The following is a 17,889-nucleotide window of genomic DNA, read 5'->3' as shown; positions in this document are numbered from 1 at the left end:
CGTACCGAGCCGTGCCCTGCCGCGCCTCAGCGCTCGGCGTCGGGCAGCGGGATGACCGGGATCGCCTGCGTCACGGGCTGCAGGCCCGACAGGCGCGCGGGCTGCAGCAGCTTCTCGACCCGCTCGCGCTCCATGAGGCCCGCCTCGACGACGAGGTCGGCGATCGACTTGCTGCTCGTGAGCGCCTCGTGGGCGAGCTTCGCCGACTCGGCGTAGCCGAGGTACGGCGTGAGCGCCGTGACGACGCCGACCGACGTGCCGACCATGAGGTCGAGCCGCTCGCGGTTCGCCTCGATGCCGACGACGCAGTTCACCCGCAGCGTCAGGCACGCCTGCGTCATCCAGTGCAGGCTCTGCAGGATGGAGTGGGCGATCACGGGCTCGAACGCGTTGAGCTGCAGCTGCCCGGCCTCCGACGCCGCCGTCACCGTCGCATCCGACCCGATGACGGCGAACGCGACCTGGTTCACGACCTCGGGGATGACCGGGTTGACCTTGCCGGGCATGATCGACGACCCGGCCTGCTTCGCGGGCAGCGAGATCTCGCCGAAGCCCGCCTGCGGGCCCGAGGAGAGCAGCCGCAGGTCGTTGCAGATCTTGGAGAGCTTCGCCGCGCAGCGCTTGAGCGTGCCCGAGAGCGTCATGAACACGCCGGTGTCGCTCGTCGCCTCGATGAGGTCGGCGGCGGCCGTGATCGGCAGGCCGGTGAGCTCGGCGAGGTGCCGGCAGGCGGCCTCGGCGTAGCGCGGGTCGGCGGTGATGCCCGTGCCGATCGCGGTGGCGCCGAGGTTGACCTCGCTCAGCCACTTGATGGTCTCCTCGAGCCGGTCGCGATCCTCCCGCAGCGTCACGGCGAAGCCGTGGAACTCCTGGCCGAGCGTCATCGGCACGGCGTCCTGCAGCTGCGTACGGCCGACCTTCAGCACGTCGCGGAACTCGTCGGCCTTCGCGTCGAACGCATCCGTCAGCCGCGTCAGCTCGTCGAGCAGGCGACGCAGCGTGAACGACATCGCGACCTTGATGGAGGTCGGGTAGGTGTCGTTCGTCGACTGCGAGCGGTTGACGTCGTCGATGGGGCTGAAGTGCTCGTACGACCCCTTCGGGAAGCCGAGCTCGACGAGGCACGCGTTGGCGATGACCTCGTTGGTGTTCATGTTCGTCGAGGTGCCGGCGCCGCCCTGGATGACGCCCACCTTGAACTGGTCGTGCAGCTCGCCGCCGCGGATGCGCCGGCAGACGCGGTCGATGAGGTCGGCCTTCTCGGGGTCGAGCACCCCGATCTCGCGGTTCGCGCGGGCGCAGGCCTGCTTGACGACCGCGAGCGCGTTGACGAGGTCGGAGTAGACCGAGATCGAGCGGCCGGTGATCGGGAAGTTGATGAGCGCGCGCTCGGTGTGGATGCCCCAGTAGGCGTCGGCGGGGACCGGCAGCTCGCCGAGCGAGTCTCGCTCGAGGCGGGTCGGACCCGTGTAGTGGTGCTCGCCCTGCGGGGCCGGGTCGAGCTTGTACTGGGGCGTGTCGGTCATGCGGGCTCCATCGCCGTCGGTGGCCCAGCGCCTGGTGGGCCTGGGAGGTGTGCGGATGCGGGGGTCGCCCGCCGCTGACGAGCCTAGCCGGGGAGGGTCCGCGGTGCCGATACCCTGCCCTGGTGCCCCGACTCCTGCTCCCCCTCGCCGTCGTCTCCGCCCTCGCGCTCGCCGGCTGCGGTTCCGCCGCGCCCGACGAGACGCCCGAGCCCACCGCCGCCGGCCCGCAGCCGACCGCGAGCGAGCCGGCCGCATCCGACCCCGCCGCATCCGAGTCGCCCGTGACCGCCGAGGGCGACCCGGACGCCCCCGAGGGCTATCCGATCGAGCCGCCGACCGAGTTCCCCGAGTGCGCGGCGCTCGAGGGCGCGGTCGCCGAGCTCACCGGCGGCCTCGACTTCGACCAGGCCGCGAGCGACGCGCAGGACCAGGAGGACATCGCCGTAGAGCGCCAGTGCGCGTGGACGGCGGGCGGCAGCACGCTGCGCCTCACGCTCAGCGGCATCACGTTCGCGCCCGACGAGCTCATCGCGCTCGCGAGCTCGCGCCTCACCGTCGCCGACCCGGGCGCCAACGAGCGCGGCCTGTTCGTGATGGGCGTGGGCGAGCCGCCGGTGCTGAGCGAGACGTTCTCGGGCACCGTGAACACCTTCGACCAGTTCGAGACCGTCTCGGTCGGCTGGGACGGCGGCGAGGCGGCGTTCACGGGCCAGCAGGCGGTCGACGCCGCGGTCGCCGTGCACGACCTCATCCGCGAGTAGCGCGCGCGAGCTCCTCCCCGAGCGCCGCGACGCCGAGCTCGACCTCGGCGAACGTCGTGCTGAGCGGCGACAGGCCGATGCGGATGCCGTCGGGCGCCCGGAAGTCGGGGATGACGCCGCGCTCCCAGAGCCTCGCGTTGACCTCGCGGAACGACGGATGCGCGACGGTGAGGTGGCTGCCCCGGCGCGGCCCGGCGGGCGGGCTCGCGAGCACCGCCCCGTGCGGCAGCACGTGCGCGGCGAGCGCCTGCTCGGCGAAGCCGGTGAGGGCGATCGACTTCTCGCGCACGGCGGCGACGCCCACCTGCTCGACGAGCTCGACCATCGCCGCGAGCGCGACGGTCGCGAGCACCGGCGGGGTGCCGCTCAGGAACCGGGCCAGGTCGGGCGCGGGCCGGTAGCTCGGCGCCATCGCGAAGACGTCGGCGGCGCCCATCCAGCCCTGGATCGGCTGCTGCAGCTCGCCCTGCAGCTCGCGCCGCACGTAGGCGAAGGCGGGCGACCCGGGCCCGCCGTTCAAGTACTTGTACGTGCAGCCGACCGCGAGGTCGACGCCGTGCGCGTCGAGCTCGGTGGGGATGACGCCCGCCGAGTGGCACAGGTCCCACAGCACGAGCGCGCCCGCGTCGTGCACGGCGCGCGTGACGCCAGCGACGTCGGCGAGGAACCCCGAGCGGTAGGCGACGTGGCTCAGCACCACGAGCGCGGTGCGCTCGCCGACGGCGGCCTCGACCTGCTCGAGCGTTGCGCCGGCGGCGCGGTCGACCTCGATCCACCGGATCGTGAGGCCGCGCTCGGCGGCGACGCCCTCGACGATGAAGCGGTCGGTCGGGAAGTTGTCGTCGTCGATGACGATCTCGGTGCGGCCGGCGCTGCGCGGCGCGTCGACCGCGGCGCGGATGAGCTTGTACAGCAGCACCGTGGTCGAGTCGCCGACGACGGTCTGGCCCGGCGCCGCGCCGACGAGCGCGCCGATGCGGTCGCCGAGCTCGTACGGCAGGCGCATCCAGCCCTCGTCCCAGCCCCGGATGAGGCGGCTGCCCCAGTCGTGGCCGACGAAGCGCGCGAAGCGCTCCTCGAGCGACGCGAGCGGGCGGCCGAGCGAGTTGCCGTCGAGGTAGGAGACGACGCCGGGGTCGCGCACGAACGCGCCCGTGTGGGCGGCGAGCGGGTCGGCGGCGTCGAGCTCGGCGGCGAGGCGGGCGGTGTCGGTCATCGAGGGGCCTCCAGGTCGGTGATGCGCACGGGCCGGGACCGGTGCAGGGATGCGAGCGCGGCGGCGTCGCCGTCGACGTCGGGCGGGAAGGCGCTCGCGACGGGGCCGCCGGGCAGCAGCCGGGCCGCCGTGAGCGCGTCGACGAGCGCCGCCCCCTCGACCCCGGCCTGCCGCAGCGCCGCGACCTCCGCTTCGTCGAGGTCGAGGCGGCTCGAGCCGTTGCCGAGGTCGGTGCCGTAGGCGACCGCTCCCCCGCCCGCCGCGAAGCGCGCGAGGTTGTCGGTGGCGCGTGCGAAGGCCTCGTCGTCGCCGTCGCGCGCGTGCATGCCGAGGGTCGAGATCCACACCGTGCGCCCGGCGGCGCGGCGCACGACGTCGTCGGCGAGCGGATGCGTCCACGGCGTGTGCGCGAGCACGTCGGCGCCCGCGGCGATCGCGCGCTCCGGCTGGCCCGCGCCCTGCGCGTGCACCGCGACGCGGAGCCCCAGCGCGTGCGCCTCGGCCACCGCCGCCGCGAGCGCCTCGTCGTCGAGGGCCGGCCCGTCGTCGGTGTTCGACACGAGCTTCACGAGGCTCGCGCCGGCCGCCGCCTGGGCGCGCACCGCCGCGGCCGCCGCCGCGCCGCCCGCGACCTCGACGACGCCGCCCGGCGGCGCCCACGCGCGGTCCGACGGGTAGCCGCCCGGCGCGGTGAGGAACGCGCCCGCGAAGCGCACGTCGAGGGCCGGATGCGTCGCCCGCGCCGCGTCGGCGAGGCCCGGCACGGCGGCCGGGTCGGCGCCGAGGTCGAGCACCCGGGCGATGCGGCTCCCCTCGAGCCCGCCGAGGTCGGCGAGCGCGAGGTGCACGTGCGCGTCGGTGAGCGGCGGCAGCAGCGCGAGGTCGAGCCTCGGCAGGTCGCGGGCCGCGGCCTCGTCGGCGCCCGCGAGGGCGACGCCGTCGTCGCCGAGCCGCACCACCGCATCCGCGTACCACGCGCCGTCGACGCGCGCGTGCGCGACGCGCACGAGCCGCGGGGCGCTCACTCCTCGATCCGCGTGCGGACCGCGTAGAGCTCGGGGAAGAACGTCAGGTCGAGCGCGCGCTGCAGGAAGTCGACGCCGCTCGAGCCTCCCGTGCCGGTCTTGCGCCCGATCGTGCGGGTGACGGTGCGCAGGTGCCGGAAGCGCCAGAACTGGAAGTTGTCCTCGAGGTCGACGAGCTCCTCGCACGTCTCGTAGGCGCGCCAGTTGTCGTCGGCGCCCTCGTAGATGCGCTGGAAGACCGGCACGAGCTCCTCGGAGTAGACGTGCGCCTTCCGCACGTCGCGCTCGAGCACCGCCGTCGGCACGGCGTGGCCGCGGCGGGCGAGGTGCCGGAGGAACTCGTCGTAGAGGCTCGGCCGCTCGAGCTCGGCCGCGAGCGCCGCGTGGTCGTCGGGGCTCGACTCGAAGACCTTCAGCATGCGCTCGTGCTTGTTGCCGAGCGCGAACTCGACCAGCCGGTACTGCGCGCTCTGGAAGCCCGAGGCGTTCGCGAGCGCGCCGCGGAACTGCGCGTACTCGGTGGGCGTGAGCGTCGCGAGCACCGACCACTGCTGCGTCAGCACCTCCTGGATGTGCTTCACGCGCGCGATGCGCTTGAGCGCCGCGCCCAGGTCGTCGGCGGCGAGCAGCCGGCGGGCGTCGTCGAGCTCGTGGATGACGAGCTTCAGCCACAGCTCGGTCGTCTGGTGCTGGATGATGAACAGCAGCTCGTCGTGGTGCTCCGGCTCGCTGCGCGGGTGCTGCGAGGCGAGCAGCGTGTCGAGCCCGAGGTACGACCCGTAGCTCATGCGCTCGCGCAGGTCGGTGACGATCGTCGACTCGATCTCGCGGGTGTTGTCCTCGACGGGCACGGGGCCTCCTTCGGCTCGCCCCCACGGTAACGCGCCGCGGTGCCCGCCGTCGGCCCGGCCGCCCTACGCTGGCGGCGTGGTGGAGATCCCGGACGCGGCCGTCGACGACCTGATCGCGCTCGTGCGCGTGCCGACCGAGGAGGCGGCGCAGATGCCCGCCTTCCAGGCGGCGCTCCGCGAGCGCTTCCCGCGGCTGTTCGCCTCGCTCGAGGTCGAGTCGATCGGCGCGACGCTGCTCGCGCGGTGGCCGGGTCGGGGCGAGGGAGCGCCGGCGCTGCTCATGGCCCACCAGGACGTCGTGCCGGCCCCGCCCGCCGGGTGGACGCATCCGCCCTACGGCGGCAACCGCGACGCGACGCACGTGTGGGGCCGCGGCACGCTCGACGACAAGGGCTCGCTCGTCGGCATCTGCGTCGCCGTCGAGGCGCTGCTCGCGGCGGGCTTCGCGCCCGCGCGCGACGTGTGGCTCGTCTTCGGCCACGATGAGGAGACCATGGGCACCGGCGCCGCGTCGGCCATCGCCGAGCTCGACGCGCGCGGCGTGCGGCCCGCGTGGGCGCTCGACGAGGGCGGCGCGATCATCGAGCCGCCGGTCGCGGGCGTCGCGCGCGACGTGGCGGTGGTGGGCGTGGCCGAGAAGGGCTTCGCCAACATCCGGATGCGCGTGGCGCAGGTGGGCGGGCACGCGTCGACCCCGCCGAGGCTGCCGGCGACGTCGCGGCTCGCGCGCGCGATCCGGCGGCTCGACCGCGCCCCCTTCCCGCGCTCGCTGCCGGAGCCCGCGCTGCGCATGCTCGAGCTGCTGGGGGCGGATGCGTCGGGGCCGCAGGGCGCGGTGCTGCGGCAGGTGCGGCGCGCGCGGCCGCTCGTGGAGCGCATCCTGGCGCGCGGCGACGAGACGCGGGCGATGCTCTCGACCACCGCGGTCGTCACGCAGCTCTCGGGCGCGGCCGCGCCCAACGCGCTCGCGGAGGAGGCGGTCGCGGTCGTGAACGCGCGGATCGCGCTCGGCTCGAGCGTCGACGAGACGGTCGCGCACGTGCGGCGGGCGGTCGCCGACCCGCAGGTGTCGCTCGAGGTGCTGCACGGCCACGGACCGAGCCCCGAGAGCCCCTCGGCGGGCCCCGGCTGGGACGACGTCGCGGCGGCGATCGCGCGGCTGCGGCCCGACGTGCTCACCGTGCCGTACGTGATGCTCGGCGGCACCGACGGCCGGCACGCGCATCGCATCACCGACCGCGTCTACCGCTTCGCGCCCTTCGCGATGACCCGCGACGAGCGCCTCACCCTGCACGCGCGCGACGAGCGCATCCGCGTCGACACGTGGCTGGACGGCTGCCGCTGGTACGCCGACCTCATCGAGTCGAGCTGCTGATGGCGCGGTTCGCGATCGACGCGCCCACCGCGCTGCGGATCGTGCGCGAGCGCGTCGACGTGGGCGAGCACCAGCTGGTCGGCGCGGGGGCGCTGCGCTCGCAGGTCATGCAGCTGCTGTGGGCCGAGGTGCGCGCGGGCGACCTGCCCGAGGCGGAGGGGCGGGCGCAGCTCGAGGCGCTCGCGTCGCTCAAGGTGCGGCTGCTCGCCGACCGCGTCTCGCGCTCGGTCGCCTGGCGGCACGCCGCGCGGCTCGGCTGGGACGACGCGACGCGGGCGGAGCCGCTCGCGGTCGCGTCGCTGCAGGCCGACGCGCTCGTCACCGACGACCCCGAGCTCGCGGCCGCCGCCGAGGGCGTCGTGGAGCGGATGCCGTGGGCCGGGTTCGTCGCGGCGCTCGGCTGAGGCGCAGACGGCCGAGCGGCGCCCTGCGCAGGGCGCCGCTCAGGCGGTCAGAGGCGGGACTTCGTGTGCCAGACCGTCTTCGTCTCGGTGAGGGCGAGGATGCGCTGCGGCGTCTCGGGCGCGAGGCCCGGCTCGGGGCGCAGCACGCGCTTCAGCGTGTCGGCCGCGATCACCTCGAGCTCGACCCAGTCGAGGTCGCCGGCGCCGGTGAGGTCGAGCGCGTTGATGTCGGCGTGGCCCGCGAGCCACGGCGCGAGCTCGGCCGGGTCGCCCGTGAGCACGTTCACGACGCCGCCAGGCAGGTCGCTCGTCGCGAGCACCTCGGCGAGCGAGATCGCGACGAGCGGCGAGACCGCGGCGGGCACCACGACGACCGCGTTGCCCGTCACGAGCGCCGGCGCGACGACCGACGTGAGGCCCAGCAGGCCCTGCTCCTGCGGCGCGATGATCGCGACGACACCGGTCGGCTCGGGCACCGACAGGTTGAAGTAGGGGCCGGCGACGGGGTTGGCGTGGCCGCCGATCTGGGCGATCTTGTCGGTCCAGCCGGCGTGCAGCACCCACAGGTCGATCGCGGCCTCGACCTGCTGCTGCGCGCGCGCGGCGGTCAGGCCCTCGGTGCGCTGCAGCTCGTCGACGAACTGCGCCTTGCGGCCCTCGAGCACCTCGGCGACCCGGTACAGCACCTGGCCGCGGTTGTACGCGGTCGCGCCCGCCCAGCCGGGCTGGGCCTTGCGGGCCGCGCGGACGGCGTCGCGCGCATCCTTCCGGGAGGCCTTCGCGACGTTCGCGACGAACGCGCCGCGCTTGTCGAGCACCTCGGTCACGCGCCCGGACTCGCTGCGCGGGAACGCGCCGCCGATGAAGAGCTTGTAGGTCTTGGGCACGTCGAGGCGCGTCGCCGTGCGGGCCGGGGTCTTCGTCGTGGTCGCCATCACTTGCCTGCCTTCAGGTACGCCTGCATGCCCTGCACGCCGCCCTCGCGGCCGTAGCCGGACTCCTTGTAGCCGCCGAACGGGCTCGCGGGGTCGAACTTGTTGAACGTGTTCGCCCAGACGACGCCGGCGCGCAGCTTGTCGGCGACCGCGAGCACGCGGGAGCCCTTGTCGCTCCAGATGCCGGCCGAGAGGCCGTAGGGGGTGTTGTTCGCCTTCGCGATCGCCTCGTCGGGCGTGCGGAAGGTGAGCACCGACAGCACGGGTCCGAAGATCTCCTCGCGGGCGATCGTCGACGACGCCTCGACGCCCGAGACGACGGTCGGCGGGAACCAGTAGCCCTTCGCCGGCAGCTCGCAGTCGGGCGCCCAGCGCTCGCCGCCCTCGGCCTCGCCCTGGTCGACGAGGCGCGTGATGCGCGCGAGCTGCTCGGAGGAGTTGATCGCGCCGATGTCGGTGTTCTTGTCGAGCGGGTCGCCGAGGCGCAGCGTCGCCATGCGCTCCTTGAGGCGCTCGAGCACCGCGTCGTGCACGTTCTCCTGCACGAGCAGGCGGCTGCCCGCACAGCACACCTGGCCCTGGTTGAAGAAGATGCCGTTGACGATGCCCTCGATCGCCTGGTCGAGGGGCGCGTCGTCGAAGACGATGTTCGCGCCCTTGCCGCCCAGCTCGAGCGTCAGCCGCTTCGGCGTGCCGGCGAGCGCCTTCGCGATCTCGCGGCCGACGGCGGTGGAGCCCGTGAAGGCGACCTTGTCGACGTCGGGGTGGCGCACGAGCGCCGCGCCCGTCTCGCCCGCGCCGGTGACGAGGTTGACGACGCCGGCGGGCAGGCCCGCCTGCTCGCACACCTCGGCGAAGAGCATCGCCGTGAGCGGCGTCGTCTCGGCCGGCTTCAGCACGACGGTGTTGCCGGCGGCGAGCGCCGGCGCGACCTTCCACGCGAGCATGAGCAGCGGGAAGTTCCACGGGATGACCTGCGCGGCGACGCCGAGCGGCTGCGGTGCGGCGCCGAGGCCGACGTAGTCGAGCTTGTCGGCCCATCCGGCGCAGTGGAAGAACCACTGGGCGACGAGCGGCACGTCGGCGTCGCGCGTCTCCTTGATCGGCTTGCCGTTGTCGAGCGACTCGGCGACGGCGAGCTCGCGCGCGCGCTCCTGCAGGATGCGCGCGATGCGGAAGAGGAACTTGCCGCGGTCGCGGCCCGACATCGGGCCCCAGACGGTGCGGAACGCGGTGCGCGCGGCCCGGACCGCCGCATCCACGTCGCCCTCGTCGGCGGTCGCGAACGTGGCGATGGGCTGCTCGGTCGAGGGCGAGACGGAGGCGAAGCTCGCGCCGCCGCCAGCGACCCACTCGCCGCCGATCCAGAGCCGGTACTCGTCGCGGAGGTCGAGGATGGACGTCGACTCGGGAGCCGGCGCGTAGTCGAGGAATGCCATGGGGAGCCTCAGTCGATCGTGACGTAGTCGGGGCCGGAGTAGCGGCCGGTGGTGAGCTTCTGGCGCTGCAGCAGCACGTCGTTCAGCAGGCTCGAGGCGCCGAAGCGGAACAGGTGCGGGTCGAGCCACGCCTCGCCGCAGGTCTCGGCGACCGTGACGAGGTACTTCATGGCGTCCTTCGCGGTGGCGATGCCGCCCGCGGGCTTCACGCCGATGCGCTCGCCCGTCAGCCGCTCCCAGTCGCGCACGACCTGCAGCATGAGCAGCGTCACCGGCAGCGTGGCCGCGGGCTGCACCTTGCCGGTGGAGGTCTTGATGAAGTCGCCGCCGGCGAGGATCGACAGCCACGAGGCGCGGCGCACGTTGTCGTACGTCACGAGCTCGCCCGTCTCGAGGATGACCTTGAGGTGCGCGAAGGTGCCGTCGGTGCGACGGCACGCCTCCTTGGTGGCGACGATCTCGTCGAAGACCTTGCCGTAGTTGCCCTCGAGGAACGCGCCGCGGTCGATGACCATGTCGATCTCGTCGGCGCCGGCCGCGACCGCGTCGCGGGTGTCCTGCAGCTTGACCGGCAGGCTCGCGCGCCCGGACGGGAACGCGGTCGCGACGGCGGCGACGTTGATGCCGTCGTCGCGGCCGTTGCTCCAGGCCGAGCCGAGCGCCTCGACCGCGTTGCCGACCATGTCGCCGTAGACGCAGACGGCCGCGGGGCGCGGCGTCGAGGAGTCGGATGCGTCGGGCACGAGCGCCTTCGCGACGAGCGAGTGCACCTTGCCCCGGGTGTCGTTGCCCTGGAGGGTCGTGAGGTCGATCATGCGGATCGTGAGGTCGAGCGCCGCCTGCTTGGAGCTCGTCTTGATGGAGCGGGTGCCGAGCGATGCGGCGCGGGCCTCGAGGCCCACGGCGTCGACGGCCGGCAGGCCCTCGAGGTGTCGGCGGAGTGCGACCTCGGAGAGGTCGCCGCCGAGCAGCTGGACGGCGCGCTCTGCGGGCGCGAGCGCTGCGCTGGGTGTGGTCACGCTGATCCTTCTTCCCGCCGCGGTGCGGTCGTCCGCCAGGTGTGTCGCGGCGTACGGGGGTGCTGGGCAGTCTACCGGCCGCGGAGCCCTGTCCGGACAGGTCAGGCCGTGGCGGCCGCGACGAGCTCGCGCGTGCGGTCCACATCGCGCGACATCTGGGCGATGAGCTGGTCGAGGCTCTCGAAGCGGTGCATGGGCCGCACGAAGTCGACGAGCTCGAGGCTGATGGGCCGGTCGTAGAGGTCGAGGTCGACGTCGAGGAGGTACGCCTCGACCGTCTTCGCGGCGACGCCGTCGAACGTGGGGTTGTCGCCGATCGAGACGGCGGCGGGGAACGTGCCGGCGTCGACGTGGGCGAGGGCCGCGTAGACGCCGTCGGCGGGCACGAAGCCCTCGACGGGCGCGCCGAGGTTGGCGGTCGGGAAGCCGAGCGCCCGCCCCCGCTGGAAGCCGCGCACGACGTCGCCGCGCAGCACGTGCCGGCGGCCGAGCATGCCGTTGGCCTCCTGCACGCGGCCGAGCTCGAGCGCCTCGCGGATCCACGTGGAGGACACGCGCCGGCCGTCGGCGAAGCAGATGTCGTCGATCGACTCGACGCGGGCGCCGCGCGGCTCGGCGAGCGCGCGCAGCATGGCCGCGTCGCCGGCGCCGCGGTGGCCGAAGCGGAAGTCGTCGCCGACGAGCAGCACGCGCGCGCCCAGCCCGTCGAGCAGCACGCGCTCGGCGAACTCCTTGGCGGGCTGCGCCGCCGTCTCGGCCGTGAACGGCACCACCACGACCCGGTCGGCCCCCGCGGCGCGCAGCAGCTCCACCTTGTGCGGCAGCGACACGAGCGGCAGCGGCGCGCGGTCGGGCCGCACGATCTCGAGCGGGTTGCGGTCGAAGGTGACGACGGTGGTCGCGAGGCCCTCGGGCTCGGCGAGCGCGCGCAGCTGCTCGATGATCCGTTGGTGGCCGATGTGCACGCCGTCGAACTTGCCGATCGTGACCGCGCTCGGCACGGCCTCGAGCGCGTCGATCCAGTCCATGCCGGCCCCGCGATCGCCGCTCACGCCGCCACCCGCTCGCGGCTCGCGCGTAGCCACCACAGGCCCAGGAACGGCAGCACGGCGGGGATGAAGAGGTAGCCCATCCCGAAGCGGCTCCAGACGGTGTCGTGCGCGAAGAGCTCGGGCGCCACGAGCGAGAGGGTGCCGACGACCAGCACCCCGACGAGCTCGAAGCAGACGGCCGCGAGCGCGACGCGCCGCCAGGCATCCGCCCGCATCGCGAGCGCGACCGTCGCGAGCAGGTAGACGACCGCGGCGACGGCGCTCAGCGAGTAGGCGAGCGGCGCTTCGTCGAAGCGCTGCACGATCTGCACGAACGAGCGACCGGTCGCCGCCATCGCCAGCACCGCGTACACCGCGATGAGGACCCGCCCGATCCCGGCATGCTTGCGCTCGCTCATCGGAAGCGAGTCTAATCGCCGCGATCAGGCCAGTTGCACGAACCAGATCTGGTGCATCCGGTAGACCATCACCGCGACCGCGAGGATGCCGACGCCCACGACGAGGGTCGACCACTCCCCCTTCTTGTCGACGAGCGCCCACATGACCGCCGCCGGCGGGATGACGAGCGCGGTGATGAGGTAGGTCCAGTACTCGAGCAGGTCGCCGGTGGGGCCCGCGCCCATGATCGGGGCGACGACGGATGCGACGGTCTGCACGACGAGGGTGAGGAGCGTGAGCGCCGCGGCAGCGAGGACCCCGTCGCCGAACGGCCGCCTCGTGAGGCCGACGATCGCGACGACGCCGCCGATCACGCCCAGGCCGATCGCCTGCGCGAGCATCACCCAGCTGATCATCGTGCCCCCTCGGCCGCGGCGCCCGTCGGGAAGTTGGTCACCGGCAGCATGCGCCGGCCGTCGATGCGCGCGATGCCGACGAGGCGGTCGCCGTGGACGGCGGCGACGATGCCCGACTCCCCCTCGAGCGCGACGGTGCGGCGGCCGCTCGCGAGGTTCGCGGCGCGCTCGTCGTCGAGCAGCGCGACGGGCAGGATGCGGGACGCCGCCTCGGCCGGGGTCAGCAGCAGACCGCTCGCGCCCTGCTCGGGCAGGGCGTCGGCGATCGGCGCCCCCTCGACGTCGAACGGCCCGATGCGCGTGCGGCGCAGCGCCGTCAGGTGCCCGCCGACCCCGAGCGCGGCGCCGAGGTCGCGCGCGAGCGCGCGGATGTACGTGCCGCTCGAGCAGTCGACGACCACGTCGACCTCGGCGAGGGGGCCAGGCCGGAAGGCGAGCGCCTCGAAGCGCGCGACGGTGACCGGGCGGGCCCGCAGCTCGACCTGCTCCCCCGCTCGCACCCGGGCGTACGCGCGCTCGCCGTCGACCTTGATGGCGCTCACGCTCGACGGCACCTGCTCGATGTCGCCCGTGAGGCGCGCCATCGGCGCCGCGAGGTCGTCGCCCGACAGGTGCGACGCATCCGCCGTGCTCGTGACGTCGCCCTCGGCGTCGTCGGTGCTCGTGGCGGCGCCGAGCGCGATGGTGGCGGCGTAGGTCTTGTCGAGGCCGACCATGTGGGTCAGCAGGCGAGTAGAAGGCCCGACGCCCAGGATGAGCAGGCCCGTCGCCATCGGGTCGAGCGTGCCGGCGTGGCCGACCTTGCGGGTGCCGAGGGCGCGGCGCGCGCGGCTCACGGCGGTATGGCTCGTGATGCCCTGCGGCTTGTCGACGAGCAGGATGCCGTCGGGGGCGGGTGGGGCGTCGGGCACCCGACGAGCCTAGCCGCCGATAGCCTCCTCGACATGGCGCATGAGGGCACGGCGGATGCGACGGCGCGGCAGCGCGTCGCGGTGATCGGCGCGGGGGCGATCGGCGGCACGATCGCGGCGCGGCTCGACGAGATCGGGCACGACGTGACGGTCACGGCGCGGGGAGAGAACCTCGCCGCGATCCGCGAGCACGGGCTGCGCCTGCGCGGCGCGTACGGCGCGCACACGGCGCGCGTGACCGCGCTCGAGTCGCTCGCCGAGGCGCCGGACGTCGCCATCCTCGCGACCAAGGCGACGGGCACGGCGGCGGCGCTCGAGGCGAGCCGGGCGGCCCTCGCGGGCGTGCCGCTGCTCGTCGTGCAGAACGGCCTCGGCGGCGAGCGGGCCGCCGCGCGCCTGCTCGGGCACGACCGGGTCGCCGGCGGCATCGCGCTCATGGCCGCGAACTCCATGGAGCCCGGCGTCGTCACCGTCACCGCCGCCGGCGACACGATCGTCGGCGGCGCCGAGGGCGAGCGCTTCGCGGCGCTGCTCGGCGAGGCGCTGCCCACGTCGCTCACCCCCTCGATCGAGGGCGCGCAGTGGACGAAGCTGCTCATCAACATGGTCAACGCCCTGCCGACGATCGTCGGCCACTCGGTGCAGGACGTCATCCGCGACCCGGGACTGCGGCGCGTGATGCTCGCGTCGATGCGCGAGACGGCGCGCATCGGGCTCGCGTCGGGCGTGCGCTTCCAGCCGCTCCAGGGGCTCACGCCGCTGCTCGTGCGGCTCGTGGCCTTCGCGCCGCGGTGCATCGCGCAGCAGGTGCCGCTGCGCATCAAGGACCGGCTCGGCGACGTGCCGAACCTCGGCTCGACGCAGCAGTCGATCCGCCGCGGGCAGCCGACCGAGGTCGACCTGATCAACGGCGCGGTGGTGGATGCGGCGGCGCGCCTCGGGCGGGAGGCTCCCGTCAACGCCGCGCTCGTCGAGCTCGTGCATGAGGTCGAGCGGACGGGCCGCTTCCTGCCGGCGTCGGCGGTGCGGCGGCTCGCCTAGCAGCTGTCGGCGAAGCTCTGCCGGGGCGCCCGCCAGTCGGTGTTGTCGACGATGAACGCGGCCCGGCGGCGCGGCACGACCGTGCGCTCGTAGTGCTCGTGGGCCTCCCGGTAGCGGCGGTGCGACTCGTGCCCGACGTCGGGGTGCGCGCCGTCCCGCGCGCGCATCCGCTCGCCCCGCACGCGGTCGTCGGCCTCGAGCAGCAGCACCGCGTGCCACTTGCCCGCGAGCGCGGGCCGCTGCAGGAAGACCCCGTCGACGATGAGCACCGCATCCGGCCCCGCCGTCTGCCACTCCATCTCGATGCTGCGGTCGGTCGCGAGGTCGAAGGCGGCCGTCTGGAAGCCGGTCGAGCCGCCCATGCGGAACGGCTGCAGCAGCACGCGGTCGAGCAGCTCGATGTCGAACGCGTCCTCGTAGTAGCCCTTCGACGAGTCGCGACCCTGGCGGTAGCGGAACGCCTGCGGCCGGTGGAAGTCGTCGACGCTCGCGCGGAACGCCTCGACGCCGGCGCGCGCGAACGCCACCTGGAGCGCATCCGCGAACCGCGTCTTGCCGACGCCGTCGCGCCCCTCGACCGCGATGAGCCGCCGCCCGCGCGGGTTCCGCCGCAGCAGCTGCTCGACGAGGCTCGTGTACAGGGCCTTCTGCTCGGGCGTCCAGGAGGCCGCCTTCATGAGGAGCGCGCGGTCGACCATGCCGCCAGCCTAGGCGCTGGGTACGCTGGCGGGATGCTCGACGGCCGCTCGCTGCCCGCGCTCGCCGCCTGGTACCGCGCGAGCGCCCGCGACCTGCCGTGGCGGCGGCCGGAGTTCGACGCGTGGGGCACGGTCGTGAGCGAGATCATGCTGCAGCAGACGCAGGCGGCGCGCGTCGCGGTCGAGATCGACCGCTGGCTCGAGCGCTGGCCGACGCCCGCCGACCTCGCCGATGCGCCCACCCACGAGGTGCTGCGGCAGTGGGGCACGCTCGGCTACCCGAGGCGGGCGCTGCGCCTGCAGGACACCGCGCGCGCCATCGTCGAGCGGCACGGCGGCGAGGTGCCGAGGGACGTGGATGCGCTGCTCGCGCTCCCGGGGATCGGCGACTACACGGCGCGGGCCGTCGCCGTCTTCCACTTCGGCGACCGCCACCCGGTCGTCGACACGAACGTGCGCCGCGTCGTCGCCCGCGCGGTGCACGGCCGCGGCGAGGCGGCGCCGGCGGCGAAGCGCGACCTGGCCGACGTCGAGGCCCTGCTGCCCGCCTCCCCCGCCGACGCATCCGTCGTCTCCATCGCGCTCATGGAGCTCGGGGCGCTGGTGTGCACCGCGCGGGCGCCGAGGTGCGACGCGTGCCCGATCGCCGACGCGTGCGCGTGGCGCGCGGCGGGCTACCCGCCCTACGAGGGCCGGCGCGCGCCTCGGCAGGCGGCGTTCGCCGGGAGCGACCGGCAGGCGCGCGGCACGGTGCTGCGGGCGCTCCGGGCCGTCGACGTGCCGCTCGCCGAGGCCGACCTCGCGGCGCTCTGGCCCGACGCGGCGCAGCTCGAGCGCGCCGTCGCCTCGCTCGCGGCCGACGGCCTGGTGCTGCGCGAGCACGGGGCGGTCAGGCTGCCCGACTAGGTTGTGCGCCATGCCGGCACGACACCAGCGCCTCATCGACCGTCCCGCCGCGAGCGACGAGCTCGCCGCCGCCCTCGCCGCGATCCGCGAGGAGCTCGGCCTCGACGCCGAGTTCCCGCCCGCCGCCGAGGCTGAGGCGGCGGCGTACGCCGCCGACCCGCGGCTGCCGGAGCCCGACCGGACGCAGGTGCCGTTCGTGACGATCGACCCCGAGGGCTCGACCGACCTCGACCAGGCGCTGCACCTCGAGCGCGACGGCGACGGCTTCGTCGTGCACTACGCGATCGCCGACGTCGCAGCGTTCGTCGAGCCCGGCGGCGCGATCGACGCCGAGGCGCGCCGCCGCGGCCAGACGATGTACGCGCCCGACGGCCGGGTGCCGCTGCACCCGCCCGTCGTGAGCGAGGGCGCCGCGAGCCTGCTCGAGGGGCAGGAGCGCGCCGCGTACGTGTGGACGATGCGGCTGGATGCGTCGGGCGACGTCACGGGGACGACGCTCGAGCGCGCCCGGGTGCGCTCGCGCGAGCAGCTCACCTACCGCGAGGCGCAGGCGCGCATCGACGGCGGCGACGCGATGCTGGGGCTGCTTCGCGAGGCGGGCGAGCTGCGCATCGCGCTCGAGGAGGCGCGCGACGGCGCGAGCCTCGACATGCCCGAGGAGGAGATCGCCCGCCACGGCGACGACTACCGGCTCGAGCGCCGCGAGCTGCTGCCCGTCGAGCGCTGGAACGCGCAGGTCTCGCTCATGACGGGCATGGAGGCGGCGAACCTCATGCTCGGCGCGGGGCGGGGCATCCTCCGCACGATGCCGCGGCCCCCGAAGGGCGACGTGCGGCGCTTCCGCAAGGAGGTGCGCGCGATCGGCGAGGAGTGGGCCGAGGGCGAGCACTACGGCGCGTTCCTGCGCCGCCTCGACCGCTCGAAGCCGACGACGCTCGCGATCCTGCAGGTCGCGCGGCGGCTGTTCCGCGGCGCGGGCTACACCGTGCTCGACGGCACGGCGGCGCCCGGCGGCGGATCGGATGCGTCGCTGATCCAGGCGGCCATCGGCGCGCCGTACGCGCACACGACGGCGCCGCTGCGGCGCCTGGTCGACCGGTACGTGCTCGCGCACTGCGAGGCGATCGCGAACGGCCGCGACATCCCGGCGTGGGCGTCGGAGGGCCTCGTCGGGCTGCCGGAGATCATGCAGGAGTCGGGACAGATCGCGAGCCGGCTCGAGCGGGAGTCGATCGACGCGGTCGAGATCGCGATGCTGCGGCACCGGGTCGGCGAGGACTTCGATGCGGTCGTCGTGGAGACCCGGAAGGACGGCGCCACGGTGCAGCTGCTCGACCCGCCCGCCGAGGCCGCGTGCGCGACGTCGGCGGAGCCGGGCGAGCGCATCCGCGCCCGCCTGGTCGAGGCCGACCTGGCGGAGCGGCGGCTGCGCTTCGAGGAGGCCCGCTAGGCCTCCTCGTCCTCCTCGCGCGGCTTGCGGTACGGGTCGGGCTCGCCGGCGAACTGCGCCGCCGCGGCCGCCTGCTGGGCGGCGAGGTCGCGCTGGCGCGCCTCGTCGAGCAGGTGCTCGATCGACGCCGCGCTCTCGGGCAGCGCGTCGAGGATGAACTCGATCGACGGCGTCAGCCGCAGGCTGATGCCCTTGCCGATCTCGCGGCGCACGACGCCCTTGGCGCTCGCGAGCGCGGTCTCGGTGTCGGCCCGCTCCTCGTCGGTGCCGTACACCGTGTAGAAGATCGACGCGTGCTGCAGGTCTCCGGTGACGCGCACATCCGTGATCGTCACGAACCCGAGCCGCGGGTCCTTCACCTCGCGCTCCAGCGCGCGCACGGTGATCTCGCGGATGCGGTCGGCGATCTTCCTCGCCCTGGGGTTCTCGGCCATGGGACTTCCTCTCGCTTCAGACGGGTGTGGGGCGACCGCAGCCGCCCCACAC

Annotated in this window: 19 protein-coding genes; 6 read left to right on the top strand and 13 right to left on the bottom strand. The window is 74.6% G+C overall.

Annotated elements, in window-relative coordinates; genetic code table 11:
- Window positions 1-26: 26 nt before the first annotated feature.
- The gene (locus MU522_RS09125) at window positions 27-1,526 is read right to left on the bottom strand and encodes an aspartate ammonia-lyase (RefSeq protein ID WP_246990713.1); all 1,500 of its coding nucleotides are present in this window, start codon (window positions 1,524-1,526) and stop codon (window positions 27-29) included.
- Window positions 1,527-1,648: 122 nt separating this feature from the next.
- On the opposite strand from MU522_RS09125, the gene MU522_RS09120 reads away from it, so the two are divergent.
- Window positions 1,649-2,287 carry a hypothetical protein gene (locus MU522_RS09120; RefSeq protein WP_146357373.1) on the top strand — a complete coding sequence of 213 codons (639 nt, stop codon included), beginning with the start codon at window positions 1,649-1,651 and terminating at the stop codon, window positions 2,285-2,287.
- Here MU522_RS09120 and MU522_RS09115 read toward each other — a convergent pair.
- From MU522_RS09115 to MU522_RS09105, 3 genes are read right to left on the bottom strand one after another with little or no spacing between them, the layout of a single operon-like run.
- Window positions 2,274-3,503, bottom strand: a complete 1,230-nt coding sequence (locus MU522_RS09115; protein WP_246990712.1) for an aminotransferase class V-fold PLP-dependent enzyme — start codon at window positions 3,501-3,503, stop codon at window positions 2,274-2,276. The genes MU522_RS09120 and MU522_RS09115 overlap by 14 nt on opposite strands.
- The gene (locus MU522_RS09110; protein WP_246990711.1) at window positions 3,500-4,528 is read right to left on the bottom strand and encodes a hydrolase; all 1,029 of its coding nucleotides are present in this window, start codon (window positions 4,526-4,528) and stop codon (window positions 3,500-3,502) included. Before MU522_RS09110 ends, MU522_RS09115 begins: the two co-directional genes overlap by 4 nt.
- A complete protein-coding gene (locus MU522_RS09105; protein ID WP_128190172.1) occupies window positions 4,525-5,379 on the bottom strand; it encodes a tryptophan 2,3-dioxygenase family protein in 855 nt (284 codons plus the stop codon). Before MU522_RS09105 ends, MU522_RS09110 begins: the two co-directional genes overlap by 4 nt.
- A 76-nt stretch (window positions 5,380-5,455) precedes the next feature.
- Between MU522_RS09105 and MU522_RS09100 the strand changes: the two genes are divergently transcribed.
- Together MU522_RS09100 and MU522_RS09095 are read left to right on the top strand one after the other, a co-directional pair.
- Window positions 5,456-6,754, top strand: coding sequence for a M20/M25/M40 family metallo-hydrolase (locus MU522_RS09100; protein WP_246990710.1), 1,299 nt, complete (start codon window positions 5,456-5,458; stop codon window positions 6,752-6,754).
- Entirely contained in the window at window positions 6,754-7,158 is a 405-nt protein-coding gene (locus MU522_RS09095) for a hypothetical protein (protein ID WP_246990709.1), read from the top strand. The genes MU522_RS09100 and MU522_RS09095 overlap by 1 nt, the downstream gene beginning before the upstream one ends.
- A gap of 47 nt (window positions 7,159-7,205) precedes the next feature.
- Here MU522_RS09095 and MU522_RS09090 read toward each other — a convergent pair whose 3' ends face one another.
- From MU522_RS09090 to truB, 7 genes are all read right to left on the bottom strand, one after another.
- Window positions 7,206-8,093: an aldehyde dehydrogenase family protein gene (locus tag MU522_RS09090; RefSeq protein ID WP_246990708.1), complete on the bottom strand. Its 888-nt coding sequence runs from the start codon at window positions 8,091-8,093 to the stop codon at window positions 7,206-7,208.
- Window positions 8,093-9,532 (bottom strand): aldehyde dehydrogenase family protein, encoded by a 1,440-nt coding sequence (locus MU522_RS09085; RefSeq protein WP_246990707.1) that lies wholly within the window; start codon window positions 9,530-9,532, stop codon window positions 8,093-8,095. The genes MU522_RS09090 and MU522_RS09085 overlap by 1 nt, the downstream gene beginning before the upstream one ends.
- Window positions 9,533-9,540: 8 nt before the next feature.
- On the bottom strand, window positions 9,541-10,551 hold the full coding sequence (gene deoC / locus MU522_RS09080) for a deoxyribose-phosphate aldolase (RefSeq protein ID WP_246990706.1): 1,011 nt from the start codon (window positions 10,549-10,551) through the stop codon (window positions 9,541-9,543).
- A gap of 101 nt (window positions 10,552-10,652) precedes the next feature.
- Entirely contained in the window at window positions 10,653-11,603 is a 951-nt protein-coding gene (locus MU522_RS09075) for a bifunctional riboflavin kinase/FAD synthetase (RefSeq protein WP_246990705.1), read from the bottom strand.
- Window positions 11,600-12,001 (bottom strand): hypothetical protein, encoded by a 402-nt coding sequence (locus tag MU522_RS09070; RefSeq protein WP_128190166.1) that lies wholly within the window; start codon window positions 11,999-12,001, stop codon window positions 11,600-11,602. Before MU522_RS09070 ends, MU522_RS09075 begins: the two co-directional genes overlap by 4 nt.
- 24 nt (window positions 12,002-12,025) lie before the next feature.
- Window positions 12,026-12,397: a hypothetical protein gene (locus tag MU522_RS09065; protein ID WP_146357361.1), complete on the bottom strand. Its 372-nt coding sequence runs from the start codon at window positions 12,395-12,397 to the stop codon at window positions 12,026-12,028.
- The gene (gene truB / locus MU522_RS09060) at window positions 12,394-13,308 is read right to left on the bottom strand and encodes a tRNA pseudouridine(55) synthase TruB (protein WP_246990704.1); all 915 of its coding nucleotides are present in this window, start codon (window positions 13,306-13,308) and stop codon (window positions 12,394-12,396) included. The genes MU522_RS09065 and truB overlap by 4 nt, the downstream gene beginning before the upstream one ends.
- A 33-nt stretch (window positions 13,309-13,341) precedes the next feature.
- On the opposite strand from truB, the gene MU522_RS09055 reads away from it, so the two are divergent.
- Window positions 13,342-14,349 (top strand): 2-dehydropantoate 2-reductase, encoded by a 1,008-nt coding sequence (locus tag MU522_RS09055; protein WP_246990703.1) that lies wholly within the window; start codon window positions 13,342-13,344, stop codon window positions 14,347-14,349.
- On the opposite strand, the gene MU522_RS09050 is transcribed toward MU522_RS09055, so the two are convergent.
- Window positions 14,346-15,047: a uridine kinase gene (locus MU522_RS09050; protein ID WP_246990702.1), complete on the bottom strand. Its 702-nt coding sequence runs from the start codon at window positions 15,045-15,047 to the stop codon at window positions 14,346-14,348. The genes MU522_RS09055 and MU522_RS09050 overlap by 4 nt on opposite strands.
- A gap of 33 nt (window positions 15,048-15,080) precedes the next feature.
- On the opposite strand from MU522_RS09050, the gene MU522_RS09045 reads away from it, so the two are divergent.
- Window positions 15,081-15,953: an A/G-specific adenine glycosylase gene (locus MU522_RS09045; protein WP_246990701.1), complete on the top strand. Its 873-nt coding sequence runs from the start codon at window positions 15,081-15,083 to the stop codon at window positions 15,951-15,953.
- 10 nt (window positions 15,954-15,963) lie between these two features.
- On the top strand, window positions 15,964-17,403 hold the full coding sequence (locus MU522_RS09040) for an RNB domain-containing ribonuclease (protein ID WP_246990700.1): 1,440 nt from the start codon (window positions 15,964-15,966) through the stop codon (window positions 17,401-17,403).
- Here the strand turns inward: MU522_RS09040 and rbfA are convergent.
- Complete coding sequence (rbfA, locus tag MU522_RS09035) at window positions 17,400-17,837, bottom strand: 30S ribosome-binding factor RbfA (protein WP_128190689.1); 438 nt, start codon at window positions 17,835-17,837, stop codon at window positions 17,400-17,402. The genes MU522_RS09040 and rbfA overlap by 4 nt on opposite strands.
- Between the last annotated feature and the right edge of the window lie 52 nt (window positions 17,838-17,889).

The sequence above is a fragment of the Agrococcus sp. SCSIO52902 genome (assembly GCF_022983135.1).
Classification (GTDB): domain Bacteria; phylum Actinomycetota; class Actinomycetes; order Actinomycetales; family Microbacteriaceae; genus Agrococcus; species Agrococcus sediminis.
The sequence above is the reverse complement of the archived record's forward strand: the minus strand, read 5'-3'. Positions and strand labels throughout refer to the sequence as shown.